At 60.5% G+C, this 25,594-nt stretch carries 21 protein-coding genes and 1 other annotated feature; of the genes, 8 read left to right on the top strand and 13 right to left on the bottom strand.

All coding sequences use genetic code 11. The features are described 5' to 3' along the window. Positions 1–37 precede the first annotated feature (37 nt). From glgP to U0L91_RS01805, 3 genes are all read right to left on the bottom strand, one after another. Positions 38–2,296, bottom strand: a complete 2,259-nt coding sequence (gene glgP, locus U0L91_RS01815; protein WP_330044377.1) for a glycogen/starch/alpha-glucan family phosphorylase — start codon at positions 2,294–2,296, stop codon at positions 38–40. Positions 2,297–2,573: 277 nt separating this feature from the next. Further along, positions 2,574–3,932: a citrate/2-methylcitrate synthase gene (locus U0L91_RS01810; protein WP_330044375.1), complete on the bottom strand. Its 1,359-nt coding sequence runs from the start codon at positions 3,930–3,932 to the stop codon at positions 2,574–2,576. 148 nt (positions 3,933–4,080) lie between these two features. Next, positions 4,081–5,736, bottom strand: a complete 1,656-nt coding sequence (locus U0L91_RS01805; protein ID WP_330044373.1) for a putative manganese-dependent inorganic diphosphatase — start codon at positions 5,734–5,736, stop codon at positions 4,081–4,083. Between the two features lie 219 nt (positions 5,737–5,955). Between U0L91_RS01805 and typA the strand changes: the two genes are divergently transcribed. Then, positions 5,956–7,785: a translational GTPase TypA gene (gene typA, locus U0L91_RS01800; RefSeq protein ID WP_330044372.1), complete on the top strand. Its 1,830-nt coding sequence runs from the start codon at positions 5,956–5,958 to the stop codon at positions 7,783–7,785. A 122-nt stretch (positions 7,786–7,907) separates the two neighbouring features. Here the strand turns inward: typA and U0L91_RS01795 are convergent, their stop codons facing one another. Both U0L91_RS01795 and asnB read right to left on the bottom strand, forming a co-directional pair. Further along, positions 7,908–8,534: a uridine kinase family protein gene (locus tag U0L91_RS01795; protein WP_330044371.1), complete on the bottom strand. Its 627-nt coding sequence runs from the start codon at positions 8,532–8,534 to the stop codon at positions 7,908–7,910. A 31-nt stretch (positions 8,535–8,565) separates the two neighbouring features. Next, complete coding sequence (gene asnB, locus U0L91_RS01790; RefSeq protein WP_330044370.1) at positions 8,566–10,146, bottom strand: asparagine synthase B; 1,581 nt, start codon at positions 10,144–10,146, stop codon at positions 8,566–8,568. Positions 10,147–10,212: 66 nt separating this feature from the next. Next, positions 10,213–10,482 (bottom strand) — a binding site (T-box leader). Between the two features lie 241 nt (positions 10,483–10,723). Between asnB and U0L91_RS01785 the strand changes: the two genes are divergently transcribed. Next, positions 10,724–11,464, top strand: a complete 741-nt coding sequence (locus U0L91_RS01785) for an ABC transporter ATP-binding protein (protein ID WP_330044368.1) — start codon at positions 10,724–10,726, stop codon at positions 11,462–11,464. Beyond that, a complete protein-coding gene (locus tag U0L91_RS01780) occupies positions 11,464–12,390 on the top strand; it encodes a SufB/SufD family protein (RefSeq protein ID WP_330044726.1) in 927 nt (308 codons plus the stop codon). Before U0L91_RS01785 ends, U0L91_RS01780 begins: the two co-directional genes overlap by 1 nt. 101 nt (positions 12,391–12,491) lie before the next feature. Here U0L91_RS01780 and U0L91_RS01775 read toward each other — a convergent pair whose 3' ends face one another. From U0L91_RS01775 to U0L91_RS01765, 3 genes are all read right to left on the bottom strand, one after another. Continuing rightward, positions 12,492–13,688 carry an AI-2E family transporter gene (locus tag U0L91_RS01775; RefSeq protein WP_330044365.1) on the bottom strand — a complete coding sequence of 399 codons (1,197 nt, stop codon included), beginning with the start codon at positions 13,686–13,688 and terminating at the stop codon, positions 12,492–12,494. Positions 13,689–13,792: 104 nt separating this feature from the next. Further along, the gene (locus U0L91_RS01770) at positions 13,793–14,944 is read right to left on the bottom strand and encodes an AI-2E family transporter (protein WP_330044364.1); all 1,152 of its coding nucleotides are present in this window, start codon (positions 14,942–14,944) and stop codon (positions 13,793–13,795) included. A 35-nt stretch (positions 14,945–14,979) separates the two neighbouring features. Beyond that, entirely contained in the window at positions 14,980–15,273 is a 294-nt protein-coding gene (locus U0L91_RS01765; protein WP_330044362.1) for a rhodanese-like domain-containing protein, read from the bottom strand. A gap of 110 nt (positions 15,274–15,383) precedes the next feature. Here U0L91_RS01765 and U0L91_RS01760 point away from each other — a divergent pair, with 110 nt between their 5' ends. Together U0L91_RS01760 and U0L91_RS01755 are read left to right on the top strand one after the other, a co-directional pair. Beyond that, positions 15,384–15,824, top strand: a complete 441-nt coding sequence (locus U0L91_RS01760; RefSeq protein ID WP_330044361.1) for a 2-thiouracil desulfurase family protein — start codon at positions 15,384–15,386, stop codon at positions 15,822–15,824. Positions 15,825–15,874: 50 nt separating this feature from the next. Next, on the top strand, positions 15,875–16,747 hold the full coding sequence (locus U0L91_RS01755; protein ID WP_330044360.1) for a patatin-like phospholipase family protein: 873 nt from the start codon (positions 15,875–15,877) through the stop codon (positions 16,745–16,747). A 61-nt stretch (positions 16,748–16,808) separates the two neighbouring features. Here the strand turns inward: U0L91_RS01755 and U0L91_RS01750 are convergent, their stop codons facing one another. From U0L91_RS01750 to U0L91_RS01740, 3 genes are all read right to left on the bottom strand, one after another. Continuing rightward, entirely contained in the window at positions 16,809–17,687 is an 879-nt protein-coding gene (locus U0L91_RS01750) for an SPFH domain-containing protein (RefSeq protein ID WP_330044359.1), read from the bottom strand. Positions 17,688–17,730: 43 nt separating this feature from the next. Continuing rightward, a complete protein-coding gene (locus U0L91_RS01745) occupies positions 17,731–18,180 on the bottom strand; it encodes an NfeD family protein (protein ID WP_330044358.1) in 450 nt (149 codons plus the stop codon). A gap of 276 nt (positions 18,181–18,456) precedes the next feature. Continuing rightward, positions 18,457–19,272 (bottom strand): SH3 domain-containing protein, encoded by an 816-nt coding sequence (locus U0L91_RS01740; RefSeq protein ID WP_330044357.1) that lies wholly within the window; start codon positions 19,270–19,272, stop codon positions 18,457–18,459. 333 nt (positions 19,273–19,605) lie between these two features. On the opposite strand from U0L91_RS01740, the gene U0L91_RS01735 reads away from it, so the two are divergent. The 3 genes from U0L91_RS01735 (at position 19,606) to U0L91_RS01725 (ending at position 22,958) form a co-directional block, all read left to right on the top strand. Further along, positions 19,606–20,682 (top strand): 6-phosphofructokinase, encoded by a 1,077-nt coding sequence (locus tag U0L91_RS01735; RefSeq protein WP_330044356.1) that lies wholly within the window; start codon positions 19,606–19,608, stop codon positions 20,680–20,682. Positions 20,683–20,775: 93 nt separating this feature from the next. Next, positions 20,776–21,666 carry an AraC family transcriptional regulator gene (locus U0L91_RS01730; RefSeq protein WP_330044354.1) on the top strand — a complete coding sequence of 297 codons (891 nt, stop codon included), beginning with the start codon at positions 20,776–20,778 and terminating at the stop codon, positions 21,664–21,666. A 110-nt stretch (positions 21,667–21,776) separates the two neighbouring features. After that, the gene (locus U0L91_RS01725; protein ID WP_330044352.1) at positions 21,777–22,958 is read left to right on the top strand and encodes an MFS transporter; all 1,182 of its coding nucleotides are present in this window, start codon (positions 21,777–21,779) and stop codon (positions 22,956–22,958) included. A 138-nt stretch (positions 22,959–23,096) separates the two neighbouring features. Here U0L91_RS01725 and U0L91_RS01720 read toward each other — a convergent pair whose 3' ends face one another. Both U0L91_RS01720 and U0L91_RS01715 read right to left on the bottom strand, forming a co-directional pair. Then, a complete protein-coding gene (locus U0L91_RS01720) occupies positions 23,097–24,950 on the bottom strand; it encodes a glycoside hydrolase family 13 protein (RefSeq protein ID WP_330044350.1) in 1,854 nt (617 codons plus the stop codon). Positions 24,951–25,147: 197 nt separating this feature from the next. Continuing rightward, positions 25,148–25,594 (bottom strand): glycogen/starch/alpha-glucan phosphorylase (locus tag U0L91_RS01715; protein WP_330044348.1); only part of this gene is annotated, 447 nt, incomplete at its 5' end.

Raw genomic sequence — 25,594 nt, 5'->3', positions numbered from 1 at the left:
TTGTAACAGGTGACGGATGGGAATGCAAGAGCAACGCTCAGCCCAGATGCCAGATCCCGGCATTGTATTCGGCCACGGTCCGGTCGGAGGAGAAATACCCCGCCTTGGCGATATTGACAAGACATTTGCGCCGCCAGCCCAGCGGGTCGCAGGCATAGTCGGCCATGGCCTGATTTTTGCGCACCAGGTAGGCATTGAAATCCGGCAAGGTCTGGAACCAGTCCTTGCCGATCAGCTCGTCACGCAGCCGGTTCAGCGACTCGGCATTGCCGGCGGCCAGCATTTCGGGGCCGGTGAGGAAATCCAGGGCACGCTGCAGGTTGGGGTCCCCCTCATACCATTCCCGGGCGCAGTAGTCGCCCGACGCATACCGGCGAAGCACCTGCTGCGAGGTCTGCCCGAACAGGTAGATATTGTCCCGCCCGACCCGCTCGGCAATCTCAACATTGGCGCCGTCCAGCGTACCGAGGGTGACGGCGCCGTTGAGCATGAATTTCATGTTGCCGGTGCCCGATGCTTCCCGCGAGGCCAGGCTGATCTGTTCGGACAGGTCACAGGCAGGGATGAGCTTTTCGGCCGCCGTGACCGTATAGTTTTCCACAAAAGCGATCTGAAGCCGTGGAGAAACGCGCGAATCGGCCGCAATGACCCGGGACAGGGTGAGCAGCGCATGGATGATATCCTTGGCAATCGTGTAGGCCGGTGCAGCTTTGGCGGCAAACAGGCAGCACAGCGGCACCGGCAGCGCATGGCCGGCGCGCAGCTCGAGGTATTCGTGAATCAGGTACAGCAGGTTGAGCTGCTGCCGTTTGTACTCATGCAGGCGTTTGGCCTGTATGGAAAAGATGGCATCCGGCCGGATGGTGATGTTCTGGGTGCGCTGCAGCCAGTCGGCAAGTGCCTGCTTGTTGGACTGCTTGATGGCGGAGAACTTTTGCAGCACCGTGTCATCCCCGACAAAGGGCAGAAGGTGTTCCAGTTCGGCGGCATCGCGGCGGAAGCCCGGACCGATCAGTTCCTCGATCTGGGCGGTCAGGGCCGGGTCACAGACCAGCAGCCAGCGCCGGAAGGTGATGCCGTTGGTCTTGTTGTTGAACCGCTGGGGGTAGAGCTCAAAGAAATCATGCAGTTCGCTCTGTTCCAGAATCCGGGTATGCAGTGCCGCCACGCCGTTGGTGGAGTGGGTGAAATGGATGGCCATGTTGGCCATATGCACACGGCCGGCGCCGTCCATGATGGCCACCGACTCCCGGCCGCTGCGGGAGCGGGCCACCCCGTTCAAAGAGTCCAGAATCGGCATCAGGTGGGGCACCACCCGTTCGAGCTCGCCCCGGGACCAGGTTTCCAACGCTTCGGCCAGGATCGTGTGGTTGGTGTAGGCGCAGGTATCGGTCACGATGGAAACCGCCTCGTCAAACCCGATGCCCGCCTGCTGCAGCAGGCGGATGAGTTCGGGGATGACCAGGCTGGGGTGGGTATCGTTGATCTGGACGGCGGCATAGGCGGCAAGATCATGCAGATTGCTGCCCCGGGCCCGGCATTCGGCCAGCAGGTGCTGCGCCCCCGCCGAGACCAGCAGATACTGCTGATACAGCCGCAGCAGGCGGCCGTTCTCGTCGGAGTCATCGGGATAGAGGAAGAGGGTCAGGCCGTGGTCCAGATCGGTCTTGTCAAAGGAGATGCCCTCCCCGATGATGGATTCCTCGACGGTATCGAGGTCAAACAGGTCCAGCCAGTTTGTGCGGCCGTGGTAGCCCACCACCGGCATCCGGTACAGCCGCGCCGTGAAGGTCCGGTCGGACAGGCGGACCGGATAGGTGATCTCGGTGCGTTCAACCCAGGAAGGGCGGTCCAGCCAGGGGTCCGGCATCTCGCGCTGGAATCCCTGCGAGAGGTCCTGCCGGAACAGCCCGCAGTGGTACCGAAGTCCGATGCCGTCGCCGGGCAGGTTGAGGGTTGCCAGCGAATCCAGGAAGCAGGCAGCCAGACGGCCCAGCCCGCCGTTGCCCAGCGAGGGTTCGGGTTCCAGTTCCTCGAGGTCGCTGAGATGTTTGCCGGCCTGTTCGAGGGCATCGCGCACCTCGTCGTACAGGCCGAGGTTGATGAGGTTGTTGGAGAGCAGCTTGCCGACAAGGAATTCGGCGCTGAAATAGTACAGTTTGCGGCCCTCGGCCGGGCGGACTTCGCGGGAGGCGCAGTTCCGCACCAGAAGCAGAAGTGCCATGTACAGTTCCCGGTCACTGCATTCCGCCGGGGCTTTGCCCGCCAGTTCCTGCAAAACGGCTGTCATATTCATAGGAAAAGATCTCCTTTCGGAAGTTCCATGGGACGGTGGTCGTGTTCGATATCAGTATTCACACCTTTTGCACCGCATAGCCTGCCGGTTCGGGACGAAGTTTGGCAGGTCCGGCAGCCGTCTGTCGCCGCACGGCAGGAAAGACAGCCGCCGCTTCCTCTATCGTATGCGCCGCAGCGCCAAAACGGACCGGAATTCCTGCCAAGGCTCCCGAAAAAACAAAAAGCCCCGGCCGGGGCGGGGGTCCGCCGGGGTCGGGGTACGGGTTGCGGATGGGTCAGACACGGTCTTCCATCTGGCGATATTCGCGCGGTTCCATGATGCTCTGGTAGGCGGGGCGGATGATCTTGTCCACGTTGACAAGCTCCTCCATGCGGTGAGCGCTCCAGCCGACGATACGCGCCACGGCGAACATCGGGGTGTAGAGTTCCACCGGAATGCCCAGCATGTTGTACACGAAGCCGGAATAGAAGTCCACGTTGGTCGAGACGCCCTTGTAGATATGGCGCTTTTCGGCAATGACCTGCGGGGCCAGCCGCTCGACGCTGTTGTAGAAGTCAAAGTCCTCCTTGCGGCCCTTGGCCATGGCCAGCTGCTGCACGAAGCTCTTGAATACCACGGCACGGGGGTCGGACAGCGAGTAGACCGCATGTCCCATGCCGTAGATCAGGCCCTTGCGGTCAAAGGCCTGTTTGTCCACGATTTTGCCCAGGTAGGTTTTGAGTTCCTCCTCATCGGTAAGGTCGGATACATTCTCGCGGATGTCCTTCATCATCTCCATGACCTTGATGTTGGCGCCGCCGTGTTTGGGGCCCTTGAGGCTGGAGAGCGCCGCCGCGATGACCGAGTAGGTGTCGGCCCCCGACGAGGTGACCACGCGGGTCGTGAAGGTGGAGTTGTTGCCGCCGCCGTGCTCCATGTGCAGCAGCAGCGCAATGTCCAGAACGTGCGCTTCGAGCGGCGTATACTGCCGGTCGGGGCGCAGCATCTGCAGCAGGTTTTCCGCCGTGGACAGCTCGGGCTGCGGACGGTGGATATACATGCTGCTGTTGTTGATATAGTAGTTATAGGCATGGTAGCCGTAGATGGCCAGCATCGGGAAAACGCTGATCAGCTTGATGCACTGCTCCATCTGGGTCTGCAGGCTGTTGTCCCCCACCGAATCATCGTAGGAGGCCAGCGTCAGGACGCTGCGGGTCAGGCTGTTCATCAGGTCCTTGCTGGGCGCCTTCATGATGACATCCCGCACAAAGTTGCTGGGCAGGTCCCGGCATTTGGTCAGGCAGTCGTTGAAGGTTGCCAGCTGTTCCCGGTTGGGCAGGTCGCCGAGCAGCAGCAGATAGGCCACTTCCTCAAACCCGTACCGCTTGCCGCGCAGGCCGCGGATCAGGTCATATACGTTGTAGCCACGGTACCAAAGGCGGCCGTCACAGGGTGTTTTTACGCCGTCGCGGTCCTCGAACGCGTCGATGCGGGAGATGTTGGTAATGCCGGCCAGGACGCCCTTGCCGTCTTTGTCGCGCAGGCCGCGTTTCACTCCGAACTTATCAAACAGCGACGGATCGATGACGTCATTCCTGACGCAGGTGTCGGTAAAGACCTTGGCTTCCTTTTCAATCGCAGCGTATTCACCCATGGTGATGCCTCCTTCATGATCAAAGTGTACCTTTTTATTATACACTTTGTATAACTGTCAAAGAATGAAAAAAACGTAAATTTTTTCCGCACAAAGAAGTCCAATTGTCTGAATTTCTCTGCCGGAATACGTTCTTTTCCTCTCCGACTCAGCCCTGCCGCGCCTGCATGGCCGCCATCAGCGGCGGGATCAGCTGCTTTTTGCGGCTGACAACGCCGGGCAGAACGGCCTTGCCCTGCTCGGGCTCAACATGGAAGGCTTCCCGCACGATCTCGTCGGCGTCATGGCCATAGAACAAAAGATCGGTGGTTTCCTGCAGCATATCGGTGCACATGAAGAAGACCAGCGGCACCCCGGCCTCGCCCATCGCCTTGGGCAGATACGGCGCCACCAGGGCTTCGGCGGCGGCCCGGGATTTGGCCGTCATATAGATGGACTGTCCCACGCCGAAGCGGGCATCGCCGCGGCTGAACACCTTGAAGTCCGAGAAGAAGACATCGTCCGCCGTGCGGCCGGTCAGGTCCGACCCGGCTTCAAACATCTGTTCGGCGTAGGTCGGGATATCCTCCCCGGCAATGCGGGCCAGTGCCTCGGCCGCCGCCTTGTCCAGGAAGGTGGAGGTGGGAGAGCGGAACATCAGCGTATCGGACAGAATGGCCGAGAGCAGCAGTCCCGCAATCTCGCGCGGAATCTCGATCTGCTTTTCGCCGAAAATCTGGTAGATGATCGTGGCCGTACAGCCCACCGGCACGTTGCGGAAATAGACGGGGCCGGCAGTTTCCAGCGCACCCAGGCGATGATGGTCGATGATCTCCAGGATCTCGGCCTCCTCGAGGCCGTCCACCGCCTGGCTGCGCTCGTTGTGGTCCACCATGATGAGCTGTTTGCGGTGGACATTGAGCAGGTTCCGGCGGCTGATGACGCCGCAGTAGCGGCCGTCCGTGTCCAGGATCGGGAAATAGCGGTGGCGGACGCTCGCCATGACCTTGCGGGCATCCTCGACGGGCGTATTGACGCTGAAGGTCAGCAGATCCTTGGTCAGCATGAAATGCCGCACCGGGGCCGCCGTCGAGATCAGACGTCCCGCCGCGTAGGTGTCGAAAGGCGTGGTGATGACAAAGCAGCCCTTTTCCTGGGCGCGGGCCAGAATGGTGCGGGGCACCGCCGACCCGCAGCAGACCACGATGCAGCCGGCGCCGCAGTCGATGGCGCACATCTGCACCTCGTAACGGTTGGACACCAGCACGATGTCCCCCGGCTTGACGGCGTCATCCATGATCTCGGGGCTGGTTCCGACGACAAGGCGTCCCTGGGTGATGCGGGCATCGGGATCACCGAGCAGCATCTCCCCTTCCAGCGTGCCCAGCACATTGCGGTAGCTCGTGTTGGCCTTGGCCAGCACGGCCGTGTCGAACAGGTCCATGTTGGCGTTGGCAATATCCTTGACGGTGATCAGGCCAAGCAGTTCCCGGTCATCGTCCACGGCGCACAGGGTGTCAATCTCGGCATCCCGCATCATGGTCCAGGCCGCGCGGATGCTCATTTCGGCGTCGATGCCGGGCTGGCGGCGGATGTCGATGTCCTTGACCTGCGGGCTGACATCGGTGCAGAGCCGCGGCGCCTTGACGCCAAAATGCTTCAGCACAAACGCGGTTTCCCGGTTGACCTGACCGGCGCGGCGCGCTTCATAGGTGGCGTCGCCGATCTGATTTTTCAGGTATGTATAGGCCAGGGCCGAACAGATGGAATCGGTATCCGGATTGCGGTGGCCGATGATATTGACCTTATGGCGTGTGTTTTCCATACAAACGTCCTTTCGCGGGGAGTTTTCAGCACTTTTGGCGGATTTTACCAGAAAACCCGCGTCTTCTCCCGGATTATTTTTTATTATACCACAGGAAAAAATAATTTGCGATTCTTGACAATTTTGCCATAGTGCCGTAGAATATATTACAAGTGTGCAGCTGCACACGACTTTTCGTTTTTTGAGGATATTTGAAAGTATAAAGAGGTATCGGTTTTTATGATCCAGGAAAATCTTCGCAACATTGCCATCATCGCGCACGTTGACCATGGCAAGACCACGCTGGTTGACCAGATGCTCAAGCAGTCCGGTGCGTTCCGCTCCAACCAGCAGGTTGCCGAGCGCGTGATGGACAGCGGTGCCATTGAACGGGAGCGCGGCATCACCATTCTTGCCAAGAACTGCTCCTGCATGTACAACGGCGTCAAGATCAACATCGTCGACACTCCGGGCCACGCCGATTTCGGCGGTGAGGTCGAGCGCGTGCTCAAGATGGTCAACGGCGTTCTGCTGCTGGTCGACGCGGCCGAGGGCTGCATGCCCCAGACCCGCTTTGTTCTGCAGAAGGCACTGCAGCAGAACCTGTCCCTCGTGATTGCCGTCAACAAGATCGACCGTCCCGACGCCCGCATCAAGGAAGTCATCGACGAGATCCTGGAACTGCTGATGGATCTGGGCGCCACCGACGAGCAGCTGGACAGCCCGATGGTGTTCTGCTCCGGCCGCAACGGCACCGCCAGCTATGACTGGGTGCATCCCGAGAACGGCACCGACCTGAAGCCGCTGTTCGATACCATTCTGAAATACGTCAATCCGCCGGAGGGCGAGCCCGACGAGCCGATGCAGATGCTGGTTTCCAGCGTGGACTACAACGAGTTTGTGGGCCGCATGGGCGTGGGCCGCATCCAGAACGGCGTCATCAAGGTCGGCCAGCAGGTTCAGGTGTGCGACTGGCACAACCCCGATCTGCACATGACCGGACGCATCACCAAGCTGTTTGACTTCAAGGCCAACGGCCGCGAAGCCATCGAGGAGGCTTCCGCCGGCGACATCGTCGCTTTCGCGGGTCTGCCCGACATCACGATCGGCAACACGGTGTGCGATCCCGCCAAGGTCCAGCCCCTGCCCTTCGTCAAGATCAACGATCCGACCGTGGAGATGACCTTCTCGGTCAACGATTCTCCGTTTGCCGGCAAGGAAGGCAAGTATGTGACTTCCCGCCAGATTCGTGACCGTCTGAACCGCGAACTGCTCAAGGACGTGGCTCTGAAGGTTGAGGATTCCTCCACCACCGACAGCTTCCGCGTGATGGGACGCGGTGAGATGCATCTGTCCATCCTGATCGAGACGATGCGCCGCGAAGGCTATGAGCTGCAGGTCAGCCCCCCGCACGTTCTGACCCATGAGGAGAACGGCAAGACGATGGAGCCTATGGAGCGTGTGGTCATCGACGTGCCCGAGACCTACCAGGGCAACGTCATGACGGCGCTGGGTTCCCGCAAGGCCATCCTGATGAACATGCAGATGATGAACAACCGCACTCGTCTGGAGTTCCGGATGCCCAGCCGCGGCCTGTTCGGCTACCGCAGCCAGTTCCTGACCGACACCCACGGCGAAGGCGTCATGAACACGATTTTTGACGGCTACGACGAGTGGTGCGGCGATATTGCGACCCGGTCCACCGGTTCGCTGATCAGCTTTGACACCGGCGACGCCGTGACCTACGGTCTGTTCAACGCCCAGCAGCGCGGCACCCTGATCGTGACCGCCGGCGAAAAGGTCTACGAGGGCGAAGTTGTGGGCTACACCCCGACCGGTGAGGACATCACCGTCAACGTCTGCAAGACCAAGCACCTGACCAATACCCGTGCTTCGGGCAGCGACGATGCCCTGCGTCTGATCCCCGTAACCAAGTTCAGCCTGGAAGCCTGCCTGGAATTCCTGGCGCCCGACGAACTGCTGGAGGTCACTCCCCAGAGCCTGCGTATCCGCAAGCGCATCCTGGACCATGACCTGCGCATGAAGGCCACCAGCAAGAAGAACAAGTAATTCCGTACTCCGCCGCCCGGACCGTCTGGTCCGGGCGGTTTTGCTGTCCCGGTCCTGCAAAAAGGCCGCCGGCACGATGTTGCACCGTGCCGGCGGCCTTTTGTATCGGAAATCTGAGCGGGTCAGCCCTCGCAGAGGAGGTCGCACCGCCGGGGCAGATCATACTGCGCAAAATAGCGTTCTTCCATCGGAATCCACCGTGTACGGAAGGCGTCCAGCTTTTCGGGGCTGCGGCGGGCAAGCCGGCGCAGCTGTTCCTCCGGATCCACCGTGAGGAAGATGTGCAGGGCACAGAAATCCCACAGTGCCGGATGGCAGGCATAGGAACCCTCGAGCAGCACCACCGGGCCGGAGGGCAGCGGCAGGCGCTGCGGCCGGAAGGCCATGGTATGGCAGTCAAAGACCCGGTAGCTGCCGGGTTGGCCCTGCTGCAGCGGGCACAGCACTTCCTGAATCAGCCGTTCCCGGTCCAGGTTGCCGCCCGGTTCCGTGAGACGCTGCGGCGTGCGCTGTTGCGGCTGGAGAAAGAAATCATCCAGATGCACCACCTCCCAGCCGCACTCCGCCTGCAGGCGGGCTGCCAGGGTGGTTTTTCCGGCGGCACAGCGGCCGTCCAGCGCCAGCAGCAGCGGCGCGGCGGTATGAGGCAGCGCCTCGGCGGCGCGGCGGATCAGTTGGGCATTGCGGCAGACGGTTTCCATGGTTCCTCCCTGGGGCGGGCAGATTTCCCGCCGGTATGATACTTCCATGATACCCGATCTGCCGCCGGTTTGCAAGAAGTTACTGGCCCGAGGCGCCGTAGTTGACCAGGACGCGGGCGCTGGGATCGTTGACATTGCAGTTCGGCCAGCTCTTGTTGGGCATCCAGTAATCGGCAATCATCTCGGCCTGGCCCGGATAGTACTTCTCGAACAGTTCGCGGTAGAGCAGGCTTTCCTTGGTAAAGGGCCGGCAGTAGGTGTAGCGGCTGCTCTTTTCGGCAAATTCCTCGTCGGTATACAGGCCCTCGGCGTACTGTTTGATCTCGTCCACCATGGAGTGGCCCACCGCGTCGGAGAAAGCGGCCTTCTCGCGCCAGAGAATGCTCTCGGGCAGCCAGTCCCCTTCAAAGGCCTTGCGGAGCAGATACTTGCCCTTGCCGTAGTGGTTGCGCTTGCGGGCCGGGTCAATGGCCATGACGTACCGCACAAAGTCCAGATCGCCGAAGGGCACCCGCGCTTCGAGGCTGTTGGCGCTGATGCAGCGGTCGGCACGCAGCACGTCGTACATATACAGTTCCCGGATACGCTTCTGGCTCTCCTCCTGGAAGGCTTCGTCGGTGGGGGCAAAGTCGGTGTATTTGTAGCCGAACAGCTCATCCGAGATTTCACCGGTCAGCAGGACCCGCAGATCGGTATGCTCGTGGATATAGCGGCAGACCAGCGCCATACCGACCGAAGCCCGGATCGTCGTGATGTCCCAGGTGCCGAGGATCGAAACAACCCACGGCAGCGCTTCCAGCACGGTGTCCCGGTCAATGACAACCTCGGTATGGTCGGCGTGGAGATAGTCGGCGGTTTCGCGGGCATACTTCAGGTCAATGGCGTCGCGGCTCATGCCGATGGCAAAGGTCCGGATCGGGCGATCCAGGCTGCGGGCGGCAATCGAGCAGACCAGGCTGGAATCCAGGCCGCCGGACAGCAGGAAGCCCAGCGGGGCATCTGCGTCCAGCCGCTTCTCGACGCCCGCAATGAGCTTGGTGCGGATGGAGGTGAGCATGGTATCCCAGTCATCCTGGCTGTAAGACGAAACCTGCGCGGGGTCGTCGTAGCGGACAAACTTGCCATCGCAGTAGTAGCTGCCGATCGGGAAGGGATAAATCTTGCGGCACAGCCCCACAAGGTTCTTGGCTTCCGAGGCAAAGGCAATGTTGCCGGAATCGCTGTACCCGTAGAAGAGCGGCCGGATACCGATGGGGTCCCGCGCCGCAATCAGACGCTTGCGGCGGCTGTCATAGAGAATCAGCGCGAACTCGGCGTCCAGATGGCGGAACATCTCGAGACCATACTTGTCATAGAGCGGCAGAAGCAGCTCGCAGTCCGAATCCGAGGTGAAGGTGACGCCCTCCGCCTCCAGTTCCCGCCGCATCGCGCGGAACCCGTACAGCTCACCGTTGCAGACCACACAGTCGCCGTTGCGGTAGAAAGGCTGCATGCCCTCCTCGGTCAGGCCCATGATGGCCAGACGTCCGAATCCGATCAGACCGAATTCCGTCTCGGCCACCCGCTGTTCATCGGGACCACGGGTCTGGGTACGCAGCAGATAAGATAAAAATTCTTCCTTTGAAAGATCGTGCCCCGCATAGCCCATAATACAACACATAACCAGATCACTCCTTGTACCCTCTGTGCGAAATGGTAAAAAAAGAAGCAGCCCATTCGCCCTTTTGTTTAGGACGAATCGCTGCTCAGATCCGCGGTGCCACCTAAATTATCGCATACCTATCCCGGTATACGGTCACTTTTTCCGTACACGTTCACCTTTGAAACGCTGCCGCGATAACGCGCGGCCGGCGGCGCCCTTACTGACGGGTTGCCCCGCGTTCGGTTTGCAGCTCCCGGGTGTTCTTTCGCTCCCCTTCCCCGTCCCGGCTTTCAGCAAAACGCCGGGCTCTCTGTGCGGATCGTGGAAGGTACTTTTCCCGTTCAATGCTTTTAACAGGTAAAGGATACCACCATCTGCGGCCACTGTCAAGCCATCCGCCCGCAAAAGAGGCCTTGCTTTTTGCGCTTCGTTGCTGCGGCAACATCCTTTCGCGGCAAAACCCGTTATCCTGTATGCGTAAGGTTCCCGACAGAACAGCCTGCTCCCCCGACCCGGCAGCCATTGCGCTTTTCGTCGCTTCGTGGTATAGTAATGTAGGTTTTCTGTTATGAATATTTGAATATGGAGGCATTCCATGCTTGAACTTCGTCACGTCGGCTATGAAACCGACGACAATAAAGAAATTCTGCACGACATCAACCTGACCGTGCAGGAACGGTTTGTTGCCATCACCGGTCCCAACGGCGGCGGCAAATCCACGCTGGCAAAAGTCATTGCCGGCATCTATCAGCCGACTTCCGGCCAGATTCTGCTGGACGGGGTGGACATCACCCATCTGTCCATCACCGAGCGCGCCAACCTGGGCCTGAGCTATGCGTTCCAGCAGCCGGTGCGCTTCAAGGGTCTGCGCGTCAAGGATCTGCTGAGCCTGGCCGCCGGCAAGAACACCAGCGTCAACGAGGCCTGCGAATACCTGAGCGAAGTGGGCCTGTGCGCGCGGGATTATGTGGACCGCGAACTCAATGACAGCCTTTCGGGCGGTGAGCTCAAGCGCATTGAGATTGCCATGGTCCTGGCCCGCGGCACCAAGCTCTCCATCTTCGACGAGCCGGAAGCCGGCATCGATCTGTGGAGCTTCCAGAATCTGATCCGCGTATTTGAAAAAATGTACGAGCAGACCAAGGGCAGCATTCTGATCATCAGCCACCAGGAGCGTATTCTGAACATCGCCGACACCGTGGTTGTGATCAAGAACGGTCAGATCTCCAAGTGCGGTCCCCGCCAGGAGGTTCTGCCGGCACTGCTGGGCAGTGCGGATGCCACCAACCCGGCCTGCAGTATCCTGACTGACAAAGTTGAGGGGGTGCGCAAATGATGGACGCCATTGAAAAGAACCTGCTGCACGAGGTGGCCGATCTGGACGCCCTGCCCGTCGGCGCCTACAACATCCGCGCCAACGGCAAGCTGGCCAGCCGCAACACCACGGCCAACATTGATATTGTGACCAAGACGGACAAGCCGGGCATCGACATCTTCATCAAGCCCGGCACCCGCAACGAAAGCGTACACATTCCGGTCATCCTGAGTGAGGCCGGACTCAAGGATATGGTCTACAACGATTTCCACATCGGGGAAGACTGCGACGTGACGATCATCGCCGGCTGCGGCATCCACAACTGCGGCGGCTCGGTCGGCAACGAGGCGCGCCATGACGGTATCCATACCTTCTGGCTGGGCAAGAATGCCAAGCTCCGCTATGTGGAAAAGCACTACGGCGAGGGTGACGGCCGCGGCAAGCAGGTCATGAACCCGACCACCATCGTGCATCTGGGCGAGGGTGCCCAGATGGAGATGGAGACCACCCAGATTGCCGGCATTGACGACACGCTGCGCAAGACCAGCGGTGATCTGGCCGCCGGCGCCAGCCTGGTCGTCCATGAGAAGATCATGACGACGGGCGATCAGCACGCCGTGACGGACTTCAATGTGGACCTGAACGGCGACGGCTGCAGCGCCAACGTGGTCAGCCGCAGCGTGGCCAAGGATGTGAGCCGCCAGGAGTTCATCAGCCGCATCAACGGCAACTGCGCCTGCGCCGGTCACACCGAGTGCGATGCCATCATCATGGACCACGCCTGCGTCCTGGCCAGCCCGCAGCTGACCGCCAACAGTGTGGACGCCAGCCTGATTCACGAGGCCGCCATCGGCAAGATTGCCGGCGAGCAGCTCATCAAGCTGATGACGCTGGGCCTGACCGAGAAGGAAGCCGAAGATCAGATTGTCAACGGATTCCTGAAATAAACGATTCCCCCATCCCCGGCTTCCCGCCGGGGATTTTCTGTTGCATGCAAAACCGCCCCCTGACCGGACTGGCCGGCCAGGGGGCGGTTTGTTGCAATGATTCAGACGGTGGCGGTTTCCCGCTCCTCCTCTTCTTCCGTTTCGGCCAGAGCGTCGTCCAGCGGACGGCCCTGGGCGTCAATTCCGCGGCGGCGCAGGCACCAGTGAGCGAACTGCCGGACCAGGCCGTAGACCGTGGCAAAGACCGGGACACCCAGCACCATGCCCACGACGCCCATCAGGTCGCCGCCCAGCACAATGGAGAACAGCACCCACAGCGCCGAGATACCGATGGATTTGCCGAGGATTTTGGGACCGATGAAGTTGCCGTCAATCTGCTGGATCACGATGATCAGAATGAGGAACTTGAGGGAATCCCAGGGATTGATGAAGAGCAGAATCACCAGACAGGGAATGGCACCGATGAAGGGGCCAAACACCGGGATGATGTTGGTCACACCCACGACAACGGCGATGAGGGCCGCGTAGCTGATGTTGAGGACCAGGCAGCTGAAGAAGGTCATCACGCCGATGATCGCGGAGTCAATGACCTTGCCCACAAAGAAGCCTTCAAAGTTGCTGTTGGCAAAGCTGCAGATGTCCAGCATCGTGGCAGCCACCGGGCGGGGCAGGAAGGCATGGACCAGCGTGCGGAGCTGGCGAAGGAGCATATCCTTTTCCGCCAGCATATAAATGCTGGAGGCGATGGCGGTAAAGACATCCACCACATTGGAGGCCAGTCCGCCCACATAGGCGACGGCTTTGGGGGCGTATTCGGTCAGCAGCGCGGTGACCTGGCCCATGACATCCTCGGTGCTTTCTAACATCTCCATTGCGCCGGGGAGCTGGACGCCGTACTGATCCTGCACCATCAGGATGGTATCCTGCAGGTTGTTGATGTAGCCGGGGATATTGGCGATCAGCACCGAAACGCTGCTGAACACCTGCGGGATCACCAGAGATCCCAGCACCCCGATGGTCGCGGCGGCCAGAATGTAGGCAATCAGGATGGAGAGCCATCGCAGGCGGGGGTTGTCCCGCATGACCTTATGTTGCAGCGGGCGGACAATGCAGTCCAGCACATACGCCAGCACGATGCCGGTGGCAAAGGGGGCCAGAATATCCAGGATGCGGCCCAGCGCCCCCATGAAGATATCCAGGTACCCCAGCATGATGTAAAAACCGATGCTGAGCAGGATAATGCCCAGCCAGTCCAGAACGCTTTCCGGCCTCTTTTGCAGCCAGAGATGATTACTCATACCAAAACTCCCATCCTGTTCGATGTGCGATCCTATCGTCGTACTTACCCATTGTATCACCGAACAGGGTCAATTCAAGTGGGAAATTCTGAACAATTAAGAAATTATAAAGATTTTTCCGATTTTTTACCGGAAAGCTGCCGATTGCCGTCGGCATCGATGCCCCGGGCACTCAGTCCCGCCCCGACGAAGGATTTGGCCAGTGCGGCAACGACGCCCAGCAGCGGCACCCCGATGACCATGCCGGGAATGCCCATGAGGCCGCCGCCCACCACGATGGCCACCAGCACCCACAGGCCGGAAAGGCCCGTGGCATCCCCGAGGATGCGGGGCGCAATGAAGTTGCCGTCCACCTGCTGCACCACCAGAATGATGATCAGGAATTCCGCCATCTTGATGGGGTTGCCGCTGAGCAGAAGCAGAACGGCGCCCGGCACCGCGCCCAGATAGGGACCCAGCACCGGGATGATGTTGGTCACGCCGACAATGACGGCGATCAGCGGGGCGAAGGGGATGCGAAGAAGCAGCATGAGCACAAAGGTTTCGATGCCCACGAGGACGGCATCCAGCAGCTGACCGCCGATATACCCGCAGAAGGTGCGGTTGGCCAGCGTGAACACCGACAAAACGCTGCCGGCCGTGCGGGGCGGCAGGGCGGCACGCAGCGCCGCCCGGGCACCGGTGAGCAGGTTCTGCTTTCCGGCCAGCAGGTAGATGGAGGCGGCCAGCGCCACGAAGAAGTCCATCAGCTGACCGGCCGCTCCCATGGCTGCCCCCGCCAGCGAGGGTGCCATCTCGGAGAGCAGCGACTCGATGTTCTTGCCGGAATTGTCCAGCCAGACCAGAATGGCCGAGGTGTCAATGCCGTATTCCTCCTGTGCCCGTTCGAGCAGGAGTTCGGCGTTGTCCAGATAGCCGGGCAGTGCCGCGGCAAAGGTGCCGACGCTCTCGACCAGCTGGGGCACGACCAGACCGATCAACGCCGCCAAGACCCCGAAAAAGACCAGGTAGGACAGTGCGATGGCCGGGATGCGGCGGCCGCGGAAGATTTTCTGTGCAAACCAGCGCGTCGGGATGTCCAGGACATAGGCCAGCGCAATGGCCAGCAGGAAGGGCGAAAACAGCGAGAGGACCTTGCCCACCCCGTTTGCCAGGGCCGGCAGATAGAGCACGGCCGCCAGTGCCAGGCCTGCCATGACGATCAGCAGAATCCAGTCCCGCATCAGCCGGGGCGGCCGTTCATACCAGTGGTTCATACCATTCTCCTTTTATCTTTTCACATGGTTCCCGGTCAACGCTCCAGCGCGCCGTCCCATTCATAAATTCCGCCCAGGTCCAGCACATGGGCCCAGCCCAGCGCCTCCATCGTTGCGGCCGCCACGGCGCTGCGTACACCGCTGCGGCAGTAGACGATGACGGTCTGCTGGCGGTCGGGGACGAGGCGTTCCACTTCGGAAATCCGGTCCACCGGCAGGTTGACGGCTTTGGGAATATGGCCTTCCCCATATTCGGCGGGCGTGCGCACGTCCAGCAGGACCGCGCCGTGTTCCAGTTCGAGGCGAGCCTGCGCAGCATTGATCTTCATACAGTTTTCCCCCTTTGTTCGGATTCAGAAACCAATCTATGTTCCGGTTTTGTTTTTTATGATATAATAGCATGTATGACGTATTTGGGCAATATTGGGAGGGAACGCAAATGAAAATTCTGGTCAGTGCCTGTTTGCTGGGCATCGCCTGCAAATACTCCGGCGGCGACAACCTGTGTCCCGCCCTGGTGGATGCCCTGCAGCGGGGCGGGCACGAGATTGTGCCGGTCTGCCCCGAGGTATACGGCGGTCTGCCGACGCCCCGGCCGCCCGCCGAGCGCTGCGAAAGCCGGGTTGTGACCTGCGAGGGCACCGATGTGACCGAACAGTACCGCAAGGGCGCCGGCATTGCCCTGACGCTGGCACGGCTGACCGGCTGCGACGGGGCGATCCTCAAAGCCAACAGTCCGAGCTGCGGGCATGGGACAATCTATGACGGGACCTTCGGTCATCGTCTGGTGCCCGGCAGCGGCATGGCGGCGGAGCTTCTGGCCCGCAACGGCATTCCGATCTGCAACGAAAACAACTATACCGCACTGTTGGAGGAGTGAGTGCGGCGGGCGGCGGCCGTGACGGCGCCGCCGGGATGGGAGGTATTGATATGGCTGCTGTAACGCCTTTTGGAGAACGACTGGGTCTTGTGCTGGAAGGCGGTGCGATGCGGGGCATCTACACCGCCGGTGTGCTGGATGTATTCATGGAGGAAGGGATTCTGGCCGATGTGGTGGTCGGCGTATCGGCAGGTGCGCTGCACGGATGCTCCTATGTTTCGGGGCAAAAAGGGCGTTCCATCCGGTTCTACCGGAACTATCGCCGTGACAAGCATTTCATGGGGCTGTATTCCCTGCTGACCACCGGCGAACTGGTGGGATCGAAATTCTGCTACGAGGAAATTCCCATGCGGCTGGACCCCTTTGACGAGAAGGCCTTTGAGGCCGCGCCGATGGATTTCTATGTGACGGTGACCAACCTGTACACCGGCAAGGCGGAATACATTCTCTGCGATGAGCTGCGGCTGGACTCCAAGATGAAGGTGATCCGGGCCGGTGCCTCGATGCCGCTGTGTTCCCGTCCGGTGGCCTGGAACGGCGGGCTGTATCTGGACGGCGGCGTGGCGGACAGCATCCCCTATGCGAAGATGCCGGACTTCGGGTGCCGGCGCAGCATTGTGGTGCTGACCCAGCCGGAGCATTATCTGAAAAAGCCCGTCGCCATGGCGCCCTTCCGGATGGCCTACCGGCGGTATCCGGCCTTCATTGAGGCAATGCACCGCCGCGACCAGGTATACAACACCGAGGTCTGTGCCGTCGAGCAGGCCGCCCTGAACGGCGAGGCGTTCCTGATCCGTCCGAGCCGTGCTGTACCGATCAGCCGCATGGAACGCGACATTGAGGTCATTGACACACAGTACGAGCTGGGTCGCCGCGATGCAGCCGCCGCAATGCCGGCGCTGCGCCGCTGGCTGGCAGACTGACCGTTCGCTCAACACAAAACGGCGCCCTCCCCGGTTGGGGAGGGCGCCGTTTTTTCATTTCTTACAGGGCTTCCTTGACGGCAGCCACCGTGGATGCGAGATTCTGCATCTCGGACGGGACAATGATCTTGGTGGCCTGGCCGTCGGCGACCTTTTCCATCGCCTCCAGGCTGCGCAGGGCCAGCATGTTCTGGGTCGGGGCGGCTTCGTTGATGAGGCGGATGGCGTCCGCCTTGGCCTTCTGCACCATCAGCAGGGCCTGTGCCTCGCCTTCCGCTTCCCGGATGCGCTGCTGCTTCACGGCCTCGGCGCGCAGAATGGCGGATTCCTTCTCGCCTTCGGCGCGGGTGATGGCCGCCTGCTTCTCGCCTTCCGCCAGCAGGATGGAAGCGCGCTTCTCGCGGTCAGCCTTCATCTGCTTTTCCATTGCCTGGCGGATCTCGGCCGGCGGCTCAATGTTCTTGAGTTCCACCCGGTTGACCTTGATGCCCCAGCGGTCGGTGGCTTCATCCAGGCTGGCGGTGATCTTGGTGTTGATCAGGTCGCGGCTGGTCAGCGTCTCGTCCAGCGACATCGAGCCGATGATATCGCGGAGCGTGGTGGCGGACAGGTTCTCGATGGCCTGGATGGGGCGGTTGACGCCGTAGGCATAGGCCTTGGCGTCAAAGACCTGGAAAAAGACCACCGTGTCAATCATCATCGTGACGTTGTCGCGGGTGATGACGGGCTGGGGCGGGAAGTCCGCGGCTTCCTCCTTGAGGCTGACGCGGCGGGCAATGCGCTCCACAAACGGCGTGCGCAGATGCAGACCGGCCCCCCAGGTTTCGCGGTAGACGCCCAGCCACTCGGTCACATAGGCGTTGGACTGCGGAACGATGACAATGCACCGGACCAGGCCGATCAGGATGACGACCAGCAGGACAGCTAGAACAATGAACATGATTTCCTCCTTTTCAGATACCTTTTTTCGGACGCTGCGGAACTCAGAGGGTCCCGGCAGCCGTTTCGGCGGGAACGGGGTGCACAATCAGCACGGCGCCGTCCACGCTTTCTACCTCACACTTGACGTTTGCCTCCATGACAACCTCGCTGCGGGCCTGCCAGTCCAGTCCGTCCACGCGGACACGGCCCAGCTCCCCCGGATGGATCGGCTGCAGCACGATTCCGCGTTTGCCGATCGTGAGCGGGGAACCATTGGTGACGGGAACCTTGCGCGATTTGCGGCGCTCGGCCAGCAGCGGCACCATGATGGCCAGTGCCACCGCCGAAACCACCGCGAACACACCGAACTGCAGCGTCAGGGAATCGTTGAACAGGCTGGTCACCAGCGCGGCGGCACTGCCCACCGCGAACCAGACCGAAACCAGCGCCGTTGTGGAACCTTCGACAACCACAAACGCGGCAAACGCCACAAGCCAAAGAATGCTGTTCATACGGACAACCTCCCTTTGTGTCCATAAACCAAAATCCGCCGCGAAATGCCTGCGGAATTTGTTCATACTGTAACGGATTTGCGGGGCTTTGTCAAGAGAGCGCCGGGAATTCCCAGTCCCCTGCTGCCGTTGTATCCCTGAACGGTCCGGTTTATGACAGCGGGAGATCCAAAACGGAACCCCCGGCCCCGTCTGCCGAAGCAGTGCGGAGCCGGGGGCGATAAGGGGAAGAGAGATTCCGGTTGTACGGTGTCAGAAGATCAGGCGCGACCCCTATCAGAAGGGAATGCCGCAGGCCCACAGGTAATAGCAGCGCAGCGTGTCACCGAACTTGGTTTCCAGGTCGGGGTGCTCGTCGCGGTAGGTGTAGACATTGAAGCTGGAGATGGCCTGACGGCCTTCATCCATTCCGTAATTGACAAAGTGCTGCAGGTAGGCGTCGGCGTTGTTGCCGAAAGCCTTGCGCAGATCGGCATTGTTGTTGCGGTAGTAGTTGTAGTCGTACACGTTGGCGTAATTGTATCCGCCGTACCAGGTGCTGCCGTTGGGGGTGGAGGACGAGGTGGTGGATGCGGAGGTGATGTTGGCAGCGGGCAGGCCGTCGATCAGCCGGGTGGCGATGTAGCCTTCGGTATCACCCCAGACCACATGGGCCCAGCCGTCCGCGTAGCTGTCCACCTTGACGGTGAAGCCTTTGGGCACGACGGTCAGGACCGAGTGACTCATGCCGGGTCCGCTGCGCAGATTGGAATTGCTGTTGAGGGTGGCTTCCACCGCGTCGCCGCGGTAACTGGTATACTGGGTGGATGCGGTCTCGAGCGTCGTGGCAATGTACTTGGTACTGACCCAGCCGACGTTGTCGGAGGTTTTGACATACGCCCAGCCGCTGCCGTCATCCGGCGTTTCGATGGTAAGCTGTGTACCGTGCGGGAGCACGGTGATGATCTTGAACTTGGTTCCGGGTCCCTGACGCATGTTCACGTTGCCGCCCCCTGCGCTGATGTAGGCGGTAGTACCCGCAGCGAGCGCCGTGGTGGCAAACAGGCAGACAACCGCTGCCAGGGTGACAAGTGTCATCAAAATCTTTTTCATGGCAGTGCCTCCTCTTTTCACGAGCGGTTTCAGTCTTACATCCCGGTTCTGGGATTGTCTAAATTATAGCATATCAGGGGCAAAAATTCAAGGAATTTCAGTAAATGTGACGGGTCCGGAACCTCAAAATCAGAAAATTTACAATTCTTGTGCTAACCGCACAAAATTCTCATTTTTTCTTTGGGCAGAGTGCCCCGATGCCTGGAGTTCCTGCGGCCGGCGGCGAAAAAAATGACGGCTGACGGCGTCGGAATGATTGACAAAAAGGTTCGGTGGTTGTACATTGTAAACAGGAAAGAAGTTCTGGCTCTGCCATGATCTGGGAGGTTAGTTATGAAAATGCGTGTCGGTATTCTGACGTCCGGTGGCGACTGCCCCGGTCTGAACGCCACCATCCGCGGTGCGGCCAAGGCGCTGTATCAGCGCATGGGCGATAAAGTGGAGATCGTAGGCATCATGAACGGCTACGACGGTCTGATCCGCGGCAACTACCGTGAGATGGACCCCAGCGAGTTTTCCGGAATCCTGACGGTGGGCGGCACGATTCTGGGCACCAAGCGCACCCCCTTCAAGATGATGCGGGTTGTGGGCGAGGACAACGTGGACAAGGTCGCCGCCATGAAAAAGACCTACAAGGAAGCACGGCTGGACTGCCTGCTCTGTCTGGGCGGCAACGGCACCCACAAGAACGCCAACCTGCTGAGCCAGGAGGGTCTGAACGTCATCGGTCTGCCCAAGACGATTGACAATGACATCTACGGTACCGATGTGACCTTCGGGTTCCACACGGCCGTCGACATTGCCACCGAGGTCATCGACCGCATCCACACCACAGCCGGCAGCCATAGCCGCGTGATGTGCATCGAGATCATGGGCAACAAGGCCGGCTGGCTGACGCTGTATTCCGGCATTGCGGGCGGCGCCGACATCATCCTGATTCCCGAGCATCCCTATGACATCAAGAAGGTCGCGGCCGCCGTGGAGCGCCGTGCCAAGGCCGGCAAGAATTTCTCGATTCTGGCTGTGGCCGAGGGTGCCCTGTCCACCGAGGAATCCAAGATGAAGCGCAAGGAATGGACTGCCAAGCGTGCCGAGGCCGGCTATACCACGGCCACCAACCGCATTGCCAAGCAGATTGAGGAGCTGACCGGCGCCGAGACCCGCATCTGCGTGCCGGGCCATATGCAGCGCGGCGGCAGCCCCAGTGCCTACGACCGTGTGCTGGCCACCCAGTTCGGCGCCTATGCGGCCGGTCTGGTGGCGGACGAGCATTACGGCGTGACCGTCGCAATGGTCAACAACCATGTGACCGCCAACCCGCTGATTGACATTGCCGGCAAGACCCGCGGCGTGCCCGATAACTGCGACATGCTCAACGTGGCGCGTTCGATGGGCATCAGCCTGGGCTGATCTGTTCTGTTTTTCTGCCGTCGCGGACCCCGCGGCGGCTTTTTTGTGTCTGCCCGGGAGAAAGCGGGCATTACCGAAAGAGAGAAGATTGCTGTGCCTGTCATCGTAAACCGGCATCTGCGCGAGCAGATCACCCATGAAGAAAGTCTGTTCCCGATCAGTTACTTTGAAAATGAACTTTCCGGGCTCCCCAACCGGGAAGGGCCGCTGCACTGGCATCCGGAGTTTGAGATTGCCAGGGCCGAGACCGGTACCCTGGAGTATCAGGTGGGACAGAACCATATCTTGCTGCAGGCTGGGGACTGTCTGCTGGTAAACGGCAATCTGCTGCACGGTGTGAGGCAGATTGCCGGCGACCGGCCGGACCCGATGCCCGTCATTGTGTTTTCCGGCACTCTGATCGCTCCGGAAGCCAGCACACTCCATCAGAAATACATTGCACCGATTGCGGAGTGTGCCTCCCTGCCCTGCATCGTGTTCCGGCGGCAGGAGCGGCGGTACGACGAGATTCACCGCCTTGTGGACGACATCTTCACGCTGCTCAAGCAGCGGCCGGACTGTTATGAAATGGTCGTGCAGCGCGACCTGAATCGTCTGTTTGAATATCTGTACCGTCACTTTGAAGAGCTGCCGAGATGGCAGGCCACCCGCATCCAGCTCCGCACACAGGTGCGGGTGCAGAAAATGCTGTCCTACCTCTATGCCCATTATGCGGAGCCGATCACGGCGGCGGACATTGCCCAGGCGGCCAGTATCAGCCGCAGCGAGGCGGCACGCTGTTTCCGGGACTATATGGATTGTTCCCCCGTCAACGCCCTGATCCGGTACCGGCTTCAGACAGCGCATCGCCTGCTGCACGATACCTCCTGGACGGTTCAGCAGATCAGTTCGGCCTGCGGATTCCGTTCGACCAGCTATTTTACCCGCCAGTTCCGGAAAGTCTACGGATACACACCGGGTCAGATCCGGAGTTTGGGTAAATAGTGCTATGTTTTGGCGGGATTCTCCCTTATGGCATCCCCTTTTTGCTGTTATAATGCCATACGGCACGATACCTCGCGCCGTACTTTACTGCCTATCAGAAAGGGATTGCCATGACGATTCAAGCCAACTACCGAAAGACCCTGCGTGCCTGTTATCTCGGCTATGTGACGCAGGCGATCTGTGCAAACTATGCGCCGCTGTTGTTTGTGATGTTCCAGAAAACCTACCACATCTCGCTGGCAGAGATTGCGCTGATTCCCAGTGTATTTTTTCTGACGCAGCTGCTGGTGGACCTTGCCGCCGCAGAATTCGTGGACCGGATCGGGTACCGCACCTGTGTGGTCGCAGCGCACCTGTTGTCCGCCGTGGGGTTGGGGATGCTGGCCTTTCTGCCGGATCTGCTGCCGGTTCCCTTTTTGGGAATCCTGATTTCGGTGATGGTCTACGCCGTGAGCAGCGGCCTGATTGAGGTTCTCGTCAGTCCCATTGTGGAGGCCTGCCCGTTTGAAAACAAAGAGAGCCGGATGAGTCTGTTGCACTCTTTTTATTGCTGGGGCATGGTCGCCGTCGTTCTGGGTTCGACGCTCTTCTTTGCCGTGTTCGGGCTGGAAAACTGGCGGATTCTGACCCTGCTGTGGGCGCTCGTCCCGTTTTACAACCTCTTCAACTTCCTGACCTGCCCGATCGAGCGGCTGGTGGAAGACGGCGAGGGAATGCGGATCGGGGAATTTCTCCGGCTGCCCGTATTCTGGCTTCTGATTCTTCTGATGGCCTGCTCCGGGGCCGCCGAAACCTCCATGGCGCAGTGGGCGTCCACCTTTGCCGAAGCTGCGATGGGGGTTCCCAAGACCATCGGCGACCTTGCGGGGCCGTGTCTTTTTGCGGCGCTTATGGGGACGTCCCGCGTGCTCTGCGCCAGAGTGAGCCGCAAGGTGGATCTCCGCAAGCTGATGCTGGCGTGCGGCCTCCTTGGGGTCGGCTGCTATCTGCTGGCCTCCTTGTCGGTCTCCCCCTTTTGGGGCATGGCCGGCTGTGCCCTTTGCGGATTTTCTGTCGGCATCATGTGGCCGGGAACCATCAGCCTTTCTTCCCAGACCTGTCCCACGGGCGGGACGGCCATGTTTGCATTCCTGGCACTGGCCGGCGATCTCGGCGGGACGGTCGGCCCGCTGTCCGTGGGGTTTGTGTCCGGTCTGGCGGGCAATGATCTGAAAAAAGGGTTGTTCGTTGCCACCGTTTTTCCCATTGCGTTTGTGCTGGGGCTGGCGGCACTGCGAAAGAAACGCCGGTAACGGGTTTACCGGGTGCCTGTGAAAAAACGGCTTTGAGAAGGTGACGCGCAAGCCAAGAAAAAGCCCCGGCGCTTTTCCGGTCAGAGATGGCCGGAAAGGCGCCGGGGTTTTTGCAGTTCGGGAGTTTTCCTTCCCTGCTCAATAATACTTGAAGTAGCCGATATGGTGCGGGAAGCGATCCTCGACCAGGATCGTGAAACCGCCGGGGTTGACCTCGGTCTGCTTGCCGAAGGCCGTGCGGACCAGCAGGTGGGAACCGCGGTTCAGGATGATCTCGGCGGCCTGGGTCTTGCCCTCGCGGCGATAATGCAGCACGTCGCCGGACGCTTCGAGCATCTCGATGCTGCCGCCGTTGAAGGCATCGCAGCTGCGGCGCAGCCGGGCCAGATTGGCCAGCGGGGCGCGCAGGCCGCGCTCGGTGGAGTTCCAGTCATAGTACGCGCGGTTGAAGGGATCGCGGTACCCCTGCATGCCGATCTCGTCGCCGTAGTAGATACAGGGCGTTCCGGGCAGGGTGAAGAGCATGGCATAGGCCAGCAGCACCTTGCGCAGTGCCGGCTCCACGAGATCCGCCGGAATCCGCCGCTTGCTCTGCCAGTAGCGGTCGCGGCCGTTGGCCGGTTCGCCGGCGATGGCGGTGATGCCGCGCTCGGTGTCATGGGTGGAGAGGAAGTTCATCGCACAGTCCAGAGCCGGTTTGGGATAGTTTTCGCAGATGGACATGATCCGGTTGCCGATTTCGGCCGCATCGGTGCCGCGGACATAATCGACGGCGGCATTGCGGAACGGATAATTCATCGTGGTATCCAGGCCCTTGCCGCGCAGATAGGTGCGGCGGCGGTTGTACGCCTCCTTGGTGGTGGCGTCCTCCCAGACCTCGCCGATCAGCAGCTTGTCCTCGCCATGGGCCTTGACGGCGGCGCGGATCTGTTCGATGAACTCATCGGGCAGTTCGTCCGCCACATCCAGGCGGAATCCCGAGGCGCCCAGCGAGAGCCAGGTATCGATGACGCCGCCCTTGCCGCAGACAAATTCCACATAGGAAGGCGATTCTTCCTCCACTTCGGGCAGCGTGTCAAACCCCCACCAGCTGCGGTAGCCGCAGGCATAGCCGGAGTCGAAATCGTACCAGGAGCGGTAGGGCGAATTGCGGTCACGGTAGGCGCCGCCCGGCCCGTACCGGCCTTCGCGGTTGAAGTACAGCGAATCCGAACCGGTATGGCTGAACACGCCGTCCAGGATGATGCGGATGCCGCGCTTTTTGGCCTCGCTGCACAGGTTGGAGAATTCTTCGTTGGTGCCGAGCAGCGGGTCCGCCTTGAGGTAGTTGGCGGTGTTGTAGCGGTGGTTGGCGTGCGCCTCGAAGATCGGATTGAGGTAGATGCAGGTCACGCCCAGCTCCTGAAGATAGGGCAGTTTCTGGCGGATTCCCTCAAAGTCGCCGCCGTAATAGTCCATATTCAGGTAGCCGTCATCCTGCTCATTGGGCCAGAAGTAGGGTTCGCCGGTCTTGTCGGGGCGATAGATCCGGTCCGCAAACGGCATGGGTTTATTCGGAACGCCCTCATAGAAGCGGTCCGGGAAGATCTGGTACATGGTGCCGGATTTGATCCAGTCCGGGGTCTGGAAGTCCGGCTCGTAGACCGTGAGCTGCCAGCTTTCGCCGTCCACCCAGGTCAGGTAGCCTTCCCCGTCCTCCCGGCGGAAGATCTTGCGGAAATCCGTGTACAGGTCAAAATAGTAGAAATAGAGTCCCGGCGTCGTGGGGGCCAGCGAGAAGGAAAAGTGATTGACCCCGGGGGTCTGCCCTTCAAACTGCATCCGATAGTGCACCGGATCTTCCCGGTCCTTGGTCAGGACCAGGTGCGGGTCCACATATCCGAGGTTTTCCGGCACAGTGAGGTGCCAGGTGACCGTCTCGCCGGCACGGGTGGCACCGAAAGGCGTTTTATATTCCTTCGCCCGGGAATTGAAATAGGTATGTTCTGCCACGAGCTTCAGTCCTTACATCATTAAAAAACGCTGTGCTCCTGGTGACCGAATGAAAACGGAACGCCGGGGGACACAGCGACAGGTTTTGAGAGAAAACTCCCTTGGGGGAGAAAGGCATCCGGCCGCATGCGGAATCCGGCAGGCGGCAAAGCCCCTCCGCGCAGCTCAGCGCAGGGCGGCGGGGTTACGGCATGGCCTTATTTTACGGGCGTGGCGCCCCAGATGTCGCGGGCGTACTCCATAACAGCGCGGTCGGCCGAGAAGATGCCGGCATTGGCAATGTTCATCAGGCTCATGCGGTTCCAGGTTTCCTTGTTCTTGTACAGTTCCTGGACCGTGCGCTGGGCGCGGCGGTAATCCTTGAAATCTGCCAGGACCATATACGGGTCGCTGTTGCGCAGGTTGCTGGTCACTTCGCTGAAGTTCTCACCGTTCCAGCCCTTCTCGAACAGATCCAGCACGGCCATGGCGACGTTGTCGTCGGCAATGAAGGCCTGGGGATGATAACCCATGCCCTTGAGGGCATTGACTTCCGGCGTGAGCATGCCGAAGATGATCTCGTTGTCCTGACCGGCGGCATTGGCGATCTCGACGTTGGCGCCGTCCAGGGTGCCCAGCGTGACCGCACCGTTGAGCATGAACTT

Origin of the sequence: Gemmiger sp. (assembly GCF_036306485.1) — a bacterium.
Lineage (GTDB): Bacteria > Bacillota > Clostridia > Oscillospirales > Ruminococcaceae > Gemmiger.
Note: the sequence above shows the minus strand (reverse complement) of the source record. Positions and strands in the feature narration are given on the sequence as shown.